Genomic DNA, 12,843 nt, shown 5'->3' with positions numbered 1-12,843 from the left:
TTCGTGGGTCCGACGGCCGTCGGGATAGTGGTTCCGAACCGCCGCGTGGCGCTCTCGCCCCGCCCTCCCGACACGAACTGCGACACACGATCGTTTGTGACACGCCGACCGACAGCGGGATTTACCACCCTCGGCGGGAAACCCATGTGTATGATCCACGCGACCGGTCCGCTGCTGTCGGTCGACCTCGACGCCCGCGAGACGACCGAGGAGACCATCGACGGCGTACTGAGCGAGTTCGTCGGCGGCCGCGGCGTCGGGACGAAACTGGCGTTCGACCGCGTCCCGTTCGACGTCGACCCGCTGGGCCCGGAGAACCGCGTCTACCTCGCGACCGGTCCGCTCCAGCATTCGCGGATGAGCTTCACCGGCCGGATGGACATGACGAGCGTCTCGCCGTTGACCGACGGCCTCGCCTCCTCGAACGCCGGCGGCTTCCTCTCGCGCAACTTCACCGGGACGGGCTACGCCGCCGTCGAGCTCCGCGGCGCCAGCGACGTTCCCCTGGCGGTCCACGTCCGCGACGACGGCGTCGAGTTCGAGGCGGTCCCCGACCTCGCGGGCGCGGAGGTGCCCGCGGTGACCGAGTGGGCCGAGGAGACCCACGATCTGGAGGCCGAACATCTCGCGTGTATCGGTCCCGGCGGCGAGAACCTGGTCCGCTACGCGTGCGTGATGACCAGCGAGACGCGCGCGTTCGGCCGGACCGGGATGGGCGCCGTGCTGGGGAGCAAGAACGTGAAGGTGCTCACCTTCGACGGCGACAGCGAGGCGGACGTGGAGATCGACCCGGTCCAGACGGAGATCCATCGCGATGCGGCCACGTCGGACCACGTCATGAAGCGGCAGGGAACCACCAGCGTCACCGAGTACGCCAACGAGGTGGAGGCGCTGCCGACCGACTACTTCTCGGCGCTGTCGTTCGACGGCGTCGAGGGGATCGGCGGCGACGCGGTCGAGTCGAAGAAGCACAAGAAGGGCACCTGCTCGCAGTGCGCGTTCGCCTGCAAGCTTCCCACTCGCGACGAGGACGCGGGCGTCGAGACGGAGGGGCCGGAGTTCGAGACGGTGATGGCGTGGGGGTCGAACCAGCTCGTCGACGACGTGGTCGAGGTGATGAAGGCGAACGAGCTGTGTGACCGCCTCGGCGTCGACACCATCTCCGCGGGCGATACGATGGCCGCCTACCTCAAGAGCGATGACGACCTCGCGAATCCCGAACGCGCCCGTGAACTGCTTCGGAAGGCCGCCTACCGCGAGGGCGAGGTCGGCGACCTGCTCGCGGAGGGCGTCCACCGCGCCGCTCCCGAGCTGGGCGTCGAGGACTGGTCGGTGAAGGGACTGGAGTTCGCCGCCCACGACGGTCGGACGCTGAACGGGCAGGGCCTCTCGTTTGCCACCTCGAACCGCGGCGCAGATCACATGTACGCCAGCTTCTACCCGAAGGAGTACCCGCTCGTCGACAAGGAGCAGGCGGTCGACAAGCGCGGACTGGAGGGGAAGGCGCCGATGGTCGCCGCCGCGGAGAACCACAACGCCGTCCTCGACTCGGCGGTCGCCTGCAAGTTCAGTCGTGACTTCATGACCGAGGAGCGGCTCGGCTCCCTGCTTGATGCCGACTACGACGAGCTCCTCGAGGTGGGCGCGCGGGTGGTCGAACTGGAGCGGGCGTTCAACAACCGCCGCGGCTTCGACCGCGCTGACGACGCGCTCCCGTACGACATCGAGGGGTTCGAGTCGGCGCTGGACGAGTACTACGAGACGCGCGGCTGGCGCGAGGACGGCGTCGTTCCGGGGCTCGGTGAGGCGGACACGGACCGGGGCGCCGCGAGCGCCGACGACTGAAGCGAAGCCGCGAGGTGTAGCCGAGCCGCGAGTACGGACGGTACGCCGGCGCTCGCGTTTCAGCGCTGATACGCGGGACCGAACGGTTATGCGCGGGCTCGGCCGCCTCCCGATATGAACATGAAGCAACTGTCGACGCTCTCGGTGGGCGTGCTGTGCGTGTTGGCGCTGGGGGCCGCGGCGCTGGTCGCGGTGCAAGTGGTCTGAGGGCGTCGTCGGAGTCGGTTCCCAGCGACCGCCCCGAACCGACGAAGCCAACCGCCCGGAGCGACTCCGTCCTCTCGATGGAGATTCAGTTCCTCGGCGGCGCCCGCGAGGTGGGCCGCTCGGCGATCCTCGTCGACGACGCGCTCCTCCTCGACTACGGGATGCTGACCGGGGAGCCGCCGCAGTACCCGGTCGGTCGGCCGGAGCCGGACGCGGTCGTCGTCAGCCACGGCCACCTCGACCACGTCGGGCAGGTCCCCGCGCTGCTGCGCGGCGATCGGCGGCCCTCGATCCACTGGACGCCGCCGACGGCCGAGTTGGCCCGGGTGCTCGCGCGCGACACGCTGAAGCTGCGCGGCTACGAGTGCACCTTCACCGAGAGCCACGTCCAGCGCCTCGGCGAGGTGGAGCAGCGACACGGCTACGGCGAGCCGTTCACCGTCGCCGCCGGCGGCACCGAGTACGAGATCACGTTCCACAACGCCGGCCACATCCCCGGCAGCGCGCACGTCTTCGTTACCGACGGCGACACCCGGCTGCTGTACACCGGCGACTTCCACACCGACGATACCCGCCTGCTGTCGGGGTCGACGGCCCGCCCCGATGCGGACGCCGTGATCTGCGAGAGCACCTACTCGGACGTGACCCACGAGGACCGCGCCCGCGTCGAGGAGCGGTTCGTCGAGACGGTCCGAACCACTCGCTACGAGGGTGGGACCGCGCTGATCCCCGCGTTCGCGATCGGCCGGACGCAGGAGGTACTGACGGTGTTGGAGGACACCGAGATCCGGCCGTACCTCGACGGGATGGGCCAGCGCGTCACCGACATCGTCCGGCGATACCCCGAGTACGTCCGCGATCCGGAGGCGCTCCGGCGGGCGAAGTCCGGTGCGCGGTACGTGACTGGACACGACGGGCAACGAGAACGCATCGCCGCCGACAACGAGGCCATCGTCACCACCTCCGGGATGCTCTCGGGCGGGCCGGTGATGCGCTACCTCCCGATGCTCCGTTCGGACCCGACGAACCGGGTGTGTCTCACCGGCTACCAGGTCGAGGGAACGAACGGGCGACAGCTGCTCGAACACGGCCGCTGCGAACTCGACGGCGGCGTCGTTCCCGTCGCCGCCCGCGTCGAACTGTTCGACTTCTCCGCCCACGCCGACCGCGACGGCCTCCGGTCGTTCCTCGACGACTACCGCGGCGCGACGGTCCTCGTCAACCACGGCGACCGCTGTCCGACGTTCGCCGAGGAGTTGCGGGCGGACGGCTACGACGCCGCGGCCCCGTCGGTTGGCGAGCGCGTGACGGTGTGACGTCCGGCGGGCGCGATATCCTCCCCGTGACGGGCGCGATGTTCCATCCGCGACGGGCGTAATATCCATTGGCGCACGCACCGTGTGAACACGTGTGGCTCGCGATCCGGACGGGATCGACCCCGAGTCCGTTCTCGACCGTCGCGACCGGCGGCTCTCCCGCCAGGGGCACGCCGCGGTCTCCGGCGCGTTGACCACGTCGGCGCTGTCGGTCGCCGTCCTCGCGCTGTCGGTTGCGCTCGGCGTCGTCGGGTCGCGCGCGCTGTCCCCGGTGTTCATGCTCGTTGCGCCGGGCGCGATCGGCGGCGTATGGCTCAATACGACCCTGTTCGACCGCGTCAAGCGCCCGACGCGCTGGTTCCGTCGGATCGTCGGCGCGGGGCTGGGTGTCGATGCGGTGGTGTTCGTCGCCGCGGTCGCGGCCGGCGGCGCCGCGATCGAGACGGTCCGGCTGCTGGCCGCCTTCTTCGCCGTCGCGTGGCTGGCGGGCGTCGCGGCGACGTGGCGCTTCAGGTAGCGATCCCGGGTTCCCGCGGACTCGAACCGTCAACGAGTATACCCCGACGCGGACCGTCACGATCGGCATGGACCGTTCCGATCGGGACGCTTCGACCGACCGCCGGACGCTCCTCCGCCGTCTCGGGGCCTCGGGCGCGCTCGCGACGACTGCCGTCGCGGGCTGTACGTCCGAAACCTCCGGGTCGGCGGGTCGACAGGAGACGACCGGGGCCGGCACGACCGGAACCCGGACGACAGGAGCGGACACGACCGCGCCGGATTCGCTCGCGACCGAGCCGGTCGCCTCGGGCTTCGCCGCGCCCCTGGGGCTGGCGGCGCCGGCCGGCCTCGACGGCCGCCTGTACGTCGTCGATCAGGGCGGCACAGTAACCGTCGTCGCGAGCGAGGGCGACGACGGCTCCGACGGCGACCGGGCGGCGTTCCTCGACGTGGCCGACCGACTGGCCCGGGCGGGCGGCGAGATGGGACTGCTCGGGGTCGCGTTTCATCCCGAGTTCCCCGACGAGGATCGAGTGTACGTCCGCTACAGCGCCCCCCTGCGCGACGACATGCCGGGCGACTACAGCCACACGTTCGTTCTCTCGGAGGTCCGGGCGACGCCCGACGCCGCCGACCCCGACAGCGAGCGCGTCCTCCTCGAGATCGCGGAGCCGCAGGCCAACCACAACGCCGGGTCGGTCGCGTTCGGCCAGGACGGACTGCTGTACGTCGGCGTCGGCGACGGGGGCGGCGGCGGCGACCGGGGGACCGGCCACGTCGAGGACTGGTACGACGGCGTCCCGGGCGGCAACGGGCAGGACGTGACGGAGAACCTCCTCGGCAGTGTCCTCCGCATCGACCCGCTCGGCGGCGACGACGTGGCCGTCGGCGGCGACGGCGATCCCTACGGCGTCCCCCAGGACAACCCGCTCGTCGGCAGGGAGGGGCTCCCGGAGCAGTACGCGTGGGGATTCCGCAATCCGTGGCGCTTCAGTTTCGATCGCGAGACGGGCGACTTCCTCGTCGCCGACGTGGGCCAAAACGAGTGGGAGGAGGTGAACCGCGTCGCGGCCGGCGGCAACTACGGCTGGAACGTCCGCGAGGGGTTCCACCCGTTCGACGCCGCGGAGGCGCCGACGGAGACGCCCGACGGCGACCCGCTGATCGACCCGGTGTTGGAGTACCCGCACGGGGACGCGGCGCTGTCGGGCATCTCGGTCATCGGCGGCTACGTCTACCGCGGCGACGCCGTCGCCGACCTCGCGGGGACGTACGTGTTCGGCGACTACCGCCCGGGCGGCGACCTGTTCCTGGCCGAGCCGCGCGAGTCGGGCCGCTGGCCCACCCGCGCGGTCCCCACCGACGGGCTCGACAGCGGGCTGCTCTCGTTCGGGGAGGGGCCAGATGGAGAGTTGTACGTCTGTACCGTCGGCGACGCCGGGGGATCGGTGCGACGGATCGTCGACGGGTGAGCATCACGCGGCGGCCGGCGGCTCGATTCGGCTCTGCCGCCGGACCGGTCGCGCCGTCGACCCCGCTCGTATTACAGCCACCCCTCGCGCCGGAAGTACGCGACGAGTACCAGGGCGATGCCGGCCATTCCGAGCATCGTCGCGTGGTACGCGTACGGCCAGCCGAGCTCCGGCATCGACTCGAAGTTCATTCCGAACACGCCGGCGACGAAGGTCAAGGGGAGAACGATCGTCGCGACGACAGTGAGCCGGCGCATCACCTCGTTCGTCGACTGCGACAGCGTGTTGAGATAGATGTCGCGCGCGCCGGCGGTGAGATCGCGATACGTCTCGGTCAGCTCCACCACCTGCACAAGGTGGTCGTACACGTCCCGGTAGTACTTCTCGGTCCCCTCGGCGATCTGGTCGGCGTCGCCGCGCGAGAGCGCGTTCACCGCGTCGCGTGTCGGCCACACGACCCGCCGAACCGACAGCAGCTCCCGCCGGAGTTCGTTGATCGCCGCGAGGGTGTTCGGGTCGGGCGCCTCGACGACGCGCTCCTCGACGGTCTCGATGTCGTCCTCCAGTTCGTCCAGCAGGCGGAAGTAGCCGTCCACGATCCGGTCGACGACGAGGTAGCCCGCGAAGTCCGCCCCGCGCGCGAGTGCTCGTCTGTCCGCCCCGGCGAGACGGTTCCACACCGCCTCGACGGCGTCGTCGCCGGCGGTCGTCACCGTCACCAGCCAGTCGTCGCCGACGAACACGCCCACCGGACGCGTCCGGAGCTCCTCGAGAAACGTCGTCTCGCCGACGCGAAACCGCGCGCTCTTCACGAGCAGGAACGCGTACTCGTCCAGCAGCTCCGACTTCGGGCGGGCGTCGCCGAGCACGTCCTCGACGTGCAGCGGATGGATGTCGAACCGCTCTGTCACCGCCGCGAGGTCGCCCGTCGGCTGCGGGACGCGCCCCACGTCTGCGTTTCTCTCCCGGGGTGCGGCCCCGTCCCCGTCCGGGGCCTCGTCCCCGTCCGCCGCGTTCACCCACACCCAGGTCGTCCCCGGCGCCTCCGCGGCCGCCGTCACCTCCTCGAACGTCGCGGCTTCCCCGTCCGTGTACGACATCGCGCGGATCACCGCGATCCACCCCCGCCGCGCGCCCCGTCATCGGGATCGGTCGCTTCCGCATCGATCACGGGGCCGGTCGCTCCGCCGCCGCTGCGACCGTGGGTCACCGTCGCAAGCGTTACGCCCACGAGCACCCCAGCGATGCTCGCCTCACGACCGGGGTACGGCGCGACGGTTCCGAGGACGTAGCCTGCGAGCGACGACACCGTCAGCGCCGCCGACGCGAGGAACGACCCGTTCATGCGACCTCCCTCGGCGTCGGTCCCCCTAACCGTTCGGGCGCACAAAGCCCTTGGTGGACGATGACGTACCGCATGATATGTCCGTCGACGAACCGGCTTCACCTGCCCCCGACCTGACGGCCGACGAGCGAGCCGCGCTGCACTCGATACAGCTCGGGATCGAACACGCGTACCGCGCGTACGCCGATCTGCTCGGGTGCCATCACCGAACCGGACACGCCATGGACCGCTTCGCGGAGGCGGAAGACCTCCTCCGGGCGGCCGGCCACGACGAGTACGCCGACGAGATCCGCGACCGACTGCTCCCCGCGGGCGTCGTCGAGGACCGCTGGACGTACGAGCTCGTCACCGCCTATCGGCGGAACCTCCTCGACGAACTGGACGGGTTCGAGACGACCGTCCGCGAGGACGTCGCCGACGGCGTCGACCACGTCGCCGAGCGCGCACAGCAGCGCGCCTGGCGGAATCGCGCGGAGTCGGAGAAGTGGACGGAGTAAGCGTCGCCCTCGACGCTCAGTCGTCGTCGACGACGACCTCGACCGGCTCAGCTTCCTCGTCGGCGTCGTCCTCGTCGTCGCCGCTCGCGCGCTCCTGGTACAGCAGCGCGCCCGCGACGAGGAGGACGAGCCACGAGCGCCAGTTCGCGAGGTTGAGCGTGTAGCCGATTCCGAACGGTTTCTCCACCAGCATGCCCTTGCCGGGCTTCCAGTACGACGAGAGCAGGCGACCGACGCTCGGACGCTCGAAGTTGTACGGGATCCCGAAGAGCTCCCCGGTCTGGGGTTTGTCTGCCATGACTCGGACAACGACGCCGTCGGATAAATCGTTTTGGCTCGCGCCCGACAGTTCGGCGCCGAAGGTTCATCCGGGATGACGACCCAGTCGTCCCGATGCGTTGATCATCGGCGACGCTACTGGTAGCGACCGCGTCCCTCGACGCCGCGGAGTCGTTCCAGCACGGCCGGGTCGCCGACCGCCCGATAGCCGTCCTCGACCGCCGCGACGAGCCGGCCGGGCTCGGTCGCGGTCCCCTCGATCGACTGCTCGAACACGTGCAGGTCCATCGCGTAGTCTTCCACGTGATCGGAGCTGAAGCCGAGGCCGAAGTCGATGCAGAAGAGCCGTCCGTCCTCAGGTCCGCCCGTCCGCCCGACCCTGACGTTGCGCGTCGTCGGGTCGCCGTGGACGATCCCGGCGTCGTGGAGCCGCGCGAGGTGCTCGCCGACCGTCCGGGCGCGGTCGGCGGTGAGTGCCGCCGCCAGGTCGCGCTCGCCGACGAACTGCATCACGAGCGTCGCCTCGGCGACGTCCACGTCGTGCACGAGGGGCGTCGGCACGCCCGTCCCGCGTGCGGCCGCGAGCAGGCGTGCCTCCGCGACGGTCCGGTCGCGTCGCAGCGTCGCGTCCAGCTCGGGATGGCGGTACCCCTTCGGGAGCCGCCGCTTCACGACCTCGTCGCCGCGGACTTCGACGGTCGCCTCCGCGCCGCGCATGTCGGCGGCGTCGCGGTCGTCCTCCCCGTCGCCCCCCGCGCTCGGCACGCGCGCGACCGACTCTGCGTCGTCGCGCCACGTCACCGGCACCTGATCCGGGCGGAAGTCGGGGTCGATGGCGGACTCGGCCACCGCGACGGTGTCGCCGACGGCGGCCATCTTCGCGCCCAGCACCGCGATCATCCCGGCGTTGTCCCGAAGGAAGCGCGGATCGGGCGCGTGGAAGTCGGCGCCGCGCTCGGCGCACATCGACGCGAGCATCTCCCGAAAGCGCGCGTTCTGCCCGACGCCGCCGCCGAGCACCAGTTCGTCGGTGCCCGTCAGCGACAGCGCCCGCTCGGCCACCTCGGTCAGCATGGCGAAGACGTGCTCCTGCAGCGAGAAGCAGACGTCCTCGACGGGGACGCCGTCGTCGTGGGCGGCCTTCGCCGCCGACATGATCCCCGAAAAGGAGAAGTCCATCCCCTTCACGACGTAGGGGAGCTCGACGAACTCGCCCTCGTTGGCGTGTTCCTCGATCTTCGGGCCGCCAGGGTGGCTCCAGCCGACGTGGCGCGTGAACTTGTCGAGGGCGTTGCCGACGCCGGTGTCCATCGTCTCGCCGAGCACGCGGTAGCGACCGTCGTGAAAGCCCAGCAGGTGGGCGTTCGCGCCCGAGGCGTTCAGACAGACGGGCGAGTCGAAGCCGGCGCGGTGGCGGCCGATCTCCAAGTGTGCGACCATGTGGTTGACGCCCACCAGCGGCACGTCGAGTGTCCGCGCCAGCGCTCGGGCCGCGGTGGCGACGATTCGCAGGCACGGACCGAGTCCCGGGCCACGGGAGAACGCGACGGCGTCGACGGACGGCTCGTCGCCAGTGCGGTCGTCGTACTCCTCGCGGGCGTGGTCGAGGGCGGTTTCGATCACTCGCGGGATCGCGTCGCCCATGTGCTCGGCGGCCTCGCGCGGGTGGATGCCGCCGCTGTCGGGTTCGTAGGGATCGGACTCGATGAACACGGAGTCGGTCTCGGCGTCGAACACCGCGGCGCTGGCGCACCAGGCCGTGCCCTCGACGCCGAGGACGCGCATCCGGCGTTAGGCTTCCTCTGCCTCGGCGTCCTCGTCGCCGGCGATGGCGTTCCGCTCGAGAACGTAGTCCTGCTCCACGTCGGTAGCGTGCTCGGCCGTCTCGTACACCTTCGCGTAGCCGACGGTCTTGCGCATGCCGAACTTCGTGTCCAAGTCCTGGATGACGACCTCGTCGGAGCCCTTGTCGAGCTTGGCGGCCAGCGAGTCCCGGACCTGCAGCCGCGCGGGGGTTGCTTCGTCGTGCTGCACCTCGAACCGGACGTCCGTCCGGTGGAGCATGGGGTTCTCCGTCTCGGAGATGATGTCGATGTCCATGGTTCAGTTGTCAGTGAGTGCGCCCGAGAGGCGGAAAAGGATTTCGAAGGGCCTGTACCCCGATTCAGCGGCCGCGAGCAGGTCGTCGGCGCGGCCGGTCGACTACCCGTCGACGCCCAGCGCCGAACGCGCCGCCGCGGTGTCGCCGTCGAGCTTTCCGAGGAGATCTCGGGCCTCCCGCTTCGACTCCGGAGTCACGTCCACGAGCACCATCCCCTCGTCGGGCTGACCGTAGACGACGCTCGCGCCCTCGGGGGCCGCGACGATCGCGGGGACGGTCGCGAGGTCCTCCTCGCCGGTCACGTGGATCACGACCGGGTCGTCGCCCGCGAGCGCCTCGACCAGCGCGTCGAGCATCGCCGTCGAGAGCGTTGCCGGCTCGTTGTCGACTTCGATCCGGCGGTTCTCCCCGTCGAGGACCGTAGCGATCTCCTCGCCGACGGCCTCGCGCTTCGTCTTCCCGTCGATCACGGCGACGTCCGGGTCGCGGCCGGCGACGCGGAGGTGGTAGGTGACGACGTCGCCGACGGCGACGATCGGGTCGCCGGCGTCCGCCAGCAGCTGCTCGGCGTCGGTGTAGACGGGGCCCATGGGGTCTTTGAACGCGCCGCGGAGGTCGTCGGGGAGCGTGAGCATGGCGTTCGTCCTCGCGCTCGTCCGTTACCGGACCTTCAGCGCGTAGCTGCCCGGCTCGCTCACGTTCATCTCGGGAGCGATCTCCGACTCCTCGGGATGGGGGATGATCACGTAGCCCGCCCAGTCCTCCGTCAACGAGGAGGAGCCGCAGTTCTCGCACGTCTGGGCGTCCGGCCCGTTGACGTAGTGGCACTCGCGGCAGGCGAGTCGGTCCTCCGCCATCAGTTACCCTCCGCGGGCGCCCCCTCGGCGCGGCGTCGAACGTCCGCCTCCAGCCACTCGTGTTTGCCGAGCCCGGGCTGTTTGGCGGTGAGGCCGATCTTCGAGTCGCGCGGGTTGCGCTCGTCGATCGACTTCGTCACGACGCGCACCCTGACTGGGTCGTCGACGCCGAGCGTCCGGTCGGACTCCGTCGAGGCGAGCTGCTGGTTCTCGCCGTCGTACGCGAGGTACTCGTCGGAGATCTGCGAGACGTGCAGCAGGCCGTCGACGGGGCCGATGCCGACGAAGGCGCCGAACTCGACGACCTCCACGACGTTCCCGTCGACGACCTCCTGCATGTCCGGATCGAAGGTCACGGCGTCGAACTCCGCCTGATAGTAGACGCCCGGTCTGTTCGGGAGGACGGCGCCGTCGCCGATGTCCTGGACCTCGATGACGCTGACAACGCTGCCCACGTCCTCGTCCATGCGTCCCTCCAACTTGTCCTGCAAGAGCTTGCGGACGCGGCCGCGGCTCACGTCCGCCAGATGCTCCGGCGGGACCTCGACCGTGTCCTTGAGTCGTACCCGTTTGTACATGCTATGGTTCTGTTATCGCGAGTGTGTTCGCGCCCCTTAAACCGATTACGCGTACGCCCCGAGCGAGGAGGCGCTCGCGCAGGGGGCGGTCGTTCGTGACGACGTAGCCGTCGAAGCCCGTGTCGGCGTCGGCGCCGGAACCGGCGCCGCCCGCCGCGAGTTCGACGACCGCGTCGTCGGCGTACTGCTCCGTCGTTTCGGCGACTCGACACCGCTCGGCGAGGTCGCGGCCGACCGACGCGGCGGCGGCCTCCTCGCCGGCGCCCGTCGCGAGCTTCTCCAGCTCGGCGACGACCGCCTCCGGGGTGACGAGGTCGGGGTCGTCGACCAGTCGGTCGAGGTCCTCGAACACGCGAACGTCGCACTCGACCGGCATCATGAGCGCGTTCGTGTCGAGGACGACCATCGTCACCGGCTCCGTTACTCCGTGAGGGTTCCGACCCCGATGAGGCGCCAGCGGGCGCCCATCCGGCGGTTGATCGCGATCTTCGCGCCCTCCTCGGCGCAGACGGGACGCTTGAGGTTGACCTCGCACTCGCCCGTCCGGGCGCTCGTCACCGCGCCGACCGTGGTCGCGGTGCCGACGGTGAGCATCAGCGGCTCACCGGTGGAGATCTCCTCGACATCGCCCTCGCCGACGACGCGGTCGAGCAGTTCGACCTCCATCTCGAAGCCCTCGCGCGTCGGCGGGAGCGTCCCGGGCTCGCCGGCGACCTGACCCGCGAGCGCGTCGCCCTTCGTCAGGCTGGGATCCAGCCCCGTGCCGACGCCGAGCAGGCCGCCCGGTCCGACTTCCTCTTGGGACCGGCCGCCCGCCTGCAGCGAGCGCACGGAGGTCTCGATCGAGTGGTACTCCGAGGAGCCGCCCTCCTCGATCTCGCGGCCCGGGCGGAGCTCGATCTCGTCGCCCTCCGAGAGCGTGCCCTGTGCGAGCGACCCGCCGATGACGCCGCCCAGCAGGTCCTCCGCCGTCGTTCCGGGGCGGTTGATGTCGAACGAGCGGGCGGTGTACATCCTCGCCGGGAGCGTCTCGTCGCGCTCGGGCGTCGGAATCCGCTCCTCCAGCGCCGAGATGACGAGGTCGACGTTGACCTCCTGTTGGGCGCTGACGGGCACGATCGGCGCGTCCTCGGCGACGGTGCCCTCGACGAACTCCCGGATCTGCTCGTAGTTCTCGCGGGCGCGCTCGTCGTCGACGAGGTCGATCTTGTTCTGGGCGATGACGATGTTCTCGATGCCGATGATGTCCAGCGCCATCAGGTGCTCCTCAGTCTGCGCCTGCGGGACGTCCTCGGTGGCGCTCACGACGAGCACCGCGCCGTCCATGATCGAGGCTCCGGAGAGCATCGTCGCCATCAGCGTCTCGTGGCCCGGGGCGTCGACGAACGAGACCGTCCGCAGGATCTCGGTGTCGACGTCGTGCTCCGGGCACGTCTCCTCGACGGTGTAACACTCGGGCTCGGCACAGTCGGGGCACCGACGCAGCGTCGCGTCGGCGTACCCCAGACGGATGGAGATCCCGCGCTTCATCTCCTCGCTGTGCTGGTCGGTCCAGTCGCCCGACAACGCTTGCACTAGCGTCGTCTTTCCGTGGTCGACGTGACCGACGAGTCCGATGTTCACCTCCGGTTGTGTTTGCTCCGTCACCATGGGCCTCCGAGAGTAATCTCGTTGGAACTTCGCTTCGTGCGCCTGATAAAGGTGCTGTTCCGACGATGGCGAATTCGCGGGTGTGTCCCTCCGTTTCACCCACGTCGCGCGGGCGCCGTTTCGAGTGGAACCGTCGCGTGCCCGCGGTCGCCGCCGAGCACGCGTGCGATCCCGCGTCGCGTTCGGCTGTCACACCGC

15 protein-coding genes are annotated in these 12,843 nt (G+C 70.3%); 5 read left to right on the top strand and 10 right to left on the bottom strand.

What is annotated here, in order from left to right; all coding sequences use genetic code 11:
* Positions 1-150: 150 nt before the first annotated feature.
* The 4 genes from K6T25_RS06855 to K6T25_RS06840 all read left to right on the top strand — a co-directional run bounded on the left by K6T25_RS06855 (position 151) and on the right by K6T25_RS06840 (position 5,338).
* Positions 151-1,845, top strand: a complete 1,695-nt coding sequence (locus tag K6T25_RS06855) for an aldehyde ferredoxin oxidoreductase family protein (RefSeq protein WP_222917519.1) — start codon at positions 151-153, stop codon at positions 1,843-1,845.
* Between the two features lie 284 nt (positions 1,846-2,129).
* On the top strand, positions 2,130-3,368 hold the full coding sequence (locus K6T25_RS06850; protein WP_222917518.1) for an MBL fold metallo-hydrolase: 1,239 nt from the start codon (positions 2,130-2,132) through the stop codon (positions 3,366-3,368).
* Positions 3,369-3,462: 94 nt separating this feature from the next.
* Positions 3,463-3,885 carry a hypothetical protein gene (locus K6T25_RS06845; RefSeq protein ID WP_222917516.1) on the top strand — a complete coding sequence of 141 codons (423 nt, stop codon included), beginning with the start codon at positions 3,463-3,465 and terminating at the stop codon, positions 3,883-3,885.
* 67 nt (positions 3,886-3,952) lie between these two features.
* Positions 3,953-5,338, top strand: coding sequence for a PQQ-dependent sugar dehydrogenase (locus K6T25_RS06840; protein WP_222917515.1), 1,386 nt, complete (start codon positions 3,953-3,955; stop codon positions 5,336-5,338).
* Positions 5,339-5,409: 71 nt separating this feature from the next.
* On the opposite strand, the gene corA is transcribed toward K6T25_RS06840, so the two are convergent.
* Together corA and K6T25_RS06830 are read right to left on the bottom strand one after the other, a co-directional pair.
* Entirely contained in the window at positions 5,410-6,450 is a 1,041-nt protein-coding gene (gene corA, locus K6T25_RS06835; RefSeq protein WP_222917513.1) for a magnesium/cobalt transporter CorA, read from the bottom strand.
* Positions 6,447-6,683, bottom strand: a complete 237-nt coding sequence (locus K6T25_RS06830) for a hypothetical protein (protein WP_222917512.1) — start codon at positions 6,681-6,683, stop codon at positions 6,447-6,449. Before K6T25_RS06830 ends, corA begins: the two co-directional genes overlap by 4 nt.
* Before the next feature lie 77 nt (positions 6,684-6,760).
* Here K6T25_RS06830 and K6T25_RS06825 point away from each other — a divergent pair, with 77 nt between their 5' ends.
* The gene (locus tag K6T25_RS06825) at positions 6,761-7,180 is read left to right on the top strand and encodes a hypothetical protein (protein ID WP_222917511.1); all 420 of its coding nucleotides are present in this window, start codon (positions 6,761-6,763) and stop codon (positions 7,178-7,180) included.
* A gap of 16 nt (positions 7,181-7,196) precedes the next feature.
* Here K6T25_RS06825 and K6T25_RS06820 read toward each other — a convergent pair whose 3' ends face one another.
* The 8 genes from K6T25_RS06820 to K6T25_RS06785 form a co-directional block, all read right to left on the bottom strand.
* Positions 7,197-7,478 carry a DUF5808 domain-containing protein gene (locus K6T25_RS06820; protein WP_222917510.1) on the bottom strand — a complete coding sequence of 94 codons (282 nt, stop codon included), beginning with the start codon at positions 7,476-7,478 and terminating at the stop codon, positions 7,197-7,199.
* Positions 7,479-7,594: 116 nt separating this feature from the next.
* Entirely contained in the window at positions 7,595-9,244 is a 1,650-nt protein-coding gene (locus K6T25_RS06815) for a bifunctional N(6)-L-threonylcarbamoyladenine synthase/serine/threonine protein kinase (RefSeq protein ID WP_222917509.1), read from the bottom strand.
* A gap of 6 nt (positions 9,245-9,250) precedes the next feature.
* Positions 9,251-9,559: a 30S ribosomal protein S24e gene (locus tag K6T25_RS06810; RefSeq protein ID WP_222917508.1), complete on the bottom strand. Its 309-nt coding sequence runs from the start codon at positions 9,557-9,559 to the stop codon at positions 9,251-9,253.
* A 102-nt stretch (positions 9,560-9,661) separates the two neighbouring features.
* Positions 9,662-10,195, bottom strand: a complete 534-nt coding sequence (locus K6T25_RS06805; protein WP_222917507.1) for a GTP-dependent dephospho-CoA kinase family protein — start codon at positions 10,193-10,195, stop codon at positions 9,662-9,664.
* 24 nt (positions 10,196-10,219) lie between these two features.
* Positions 10,220-10,417, bottom strand: a complete 198-nt coding sequence (gene spt4, locus K6T25_RS06800) for a transcription elongation factor subunit Spt4 (RefSeq protein ID WP_222917506.1) — start codon at positions 10,415-10,417, stop codon at positions 10,220-10,222.
* Positions 10,417-10,995 carry a DNA-directed RNA polymerase gene (locus K6T25_RS06795; protein ID WP_222917505.1) on the bottom strand — a complete coding sequence of 193 codons (579 nt, stop codon included), beginning with the start codon at positions 10,993-10,995 and terminating at the stop codon, positions 10,417-10,419. The genes spt4 and K6T25_RS06795 overlap by 1 nt, the downstream gene beginning before the upstream one ends.
* Position 10,996: 1 nt before the next feature.
* A complete protein-coding gene (locus tag K6T25_RS06790) occupies positions 10,997-11,401 on the bottom strand; it encodes a type II toxin-antitoxin system VapC family toxin (RefSeq protein ID WP_222917907.1) in 405 nt (134 codons plus the stop codon).
* 14 nt (positions 11,402-11,415) lie between these two features.
* The gene (locus K6T25_RS06785) at positions 11,416-12,645 is read right to left on the bottom strand and encodes a translation initiation factor IF-2 subunit gamma (RefSeq protein ID WP_222917504.1); all 1,230 of its coding nucleotides are present in this window, start codon (positions 12,643-12,645) and stop codon (positions 11,416-11,418) included.
* Positions 12,646-12,843: the final 198 nt, after the last annotated feature.

Source organism: Halobaculum rubrum (assembly GCF_019880225.1).
Taxonomy (GTDB): Archaea; Halobacteriota; Halobacteria; order Halobacteriales; family Haloferacaceae; genus Halobaculum; species Halobaculum rubrum.
This window is presented reverse-complemented; position numbering and strand designations above follow the sequence as displayed.